Origin of the sequence: Pseudomonas sp. MF6747, from assembly GCF_963890955.1 — a bacterium.
GTDB lineage: Bacteria > Pseudomonadota > Gammaproteobacteria > Pseudomonadales > Pseudomonadaceae > Aquipseudomonas.
Genome location: NZ_CAWPSZ010000043.1, coordinates 1 through 960 on the forward strand (window position 1 = coordinate 1; position 960 = coordinate 960).

At 55.6% G+C, this 960-nt stretch carries 1 protein-coding gene; it reads right to left on the reverse strand.

What is annotated here, in order from left to right; translation table 11 throughout:
• Window positions 1-960: immunoglobulin-like domain-containing protein (locus AACW30_RS23995; RefSeq protein WP_200625768.1), on the reverse strand; the 960-nt coding region annotated here is incomplete at both ends.

Genomic DNA, 960 nt, shown 5'->3' on the forward strand with positions numbered 1-960 from the left:
TGACGGCTGGGGCAGTACCTGGAACCAAGTTCTCAAAGTTACCGCCAGTTGCATTGGTAATAGTGGTGCTGACAGTCGAACCATTGTTGTAAACGTCGTTAGCCGGCGTTTCAAACACCACCGAGCCTGCAGATTTACCGGCTTCGATGACGATGGTCTGGCCATTAGAAAGCGTCACAGTCACGGGCGTCTGCGCAGGATTGGTCAGCGTCGCGGTGTAAGTGATCTGGCCGCCTTCGGTGACAGTCTCGCCCGCCGTCAGCGTGACGGTAGTGGTATCAACCGAATCAGTGATCGTGGTGATCGCAGGTGTAGTGCTCGGCACCAAGTTCTCGAAGTTACCGCCAGTTGCGTTGGTGATCGTCGTGTTGACGGTCGAACCATTGTTGTAAACGTCGTTAGCCGGGGTTTCGAAAACCACACTTCCGCTGGACTTGCCCGCTTCGATGTTGATCGTCTGACCGTTGCTCAAGGTAACCGTCACAGCCGTTTGCGCTGGATTAGTCAGCGTAGCGGTGTAAGTGATGTTTCCGCCTTCAACGACCGAGTTATCGGCAGTCAGGGTAACGGTAGTGGTATCAATCGAGTCGGTGATCGTGGTGACCGCAGGCGTAGTGCTCGGTACCAGATTTTCAAAGTTGCCGCCCGTAGCCCCAGTAATCGTGGTGCTGACAGTCGAACCATTGTTGTAAACGTCGTTAGCCGGCGTATCCACCACCACGGTGCCAACCGACTCACCCACCTTGATGGTAATCACCGAGCCATTGCTCAAAGTGACTGTCACCGGCGTCTGTGCAGGGTTGGTCAGCGTTGCGGTGTAAGTGATCTGGCCACCTTCGGTGACAGTCTCGCCCGCCGTCAACGTGACGGTGGTGGTATCAACCGAATCAGTAATCGTAGTGACCGCAGGCGTAGTGCTCGGCACCAGATTTTCAAAGTTGCCGCCCGTAGCCCCGGTGA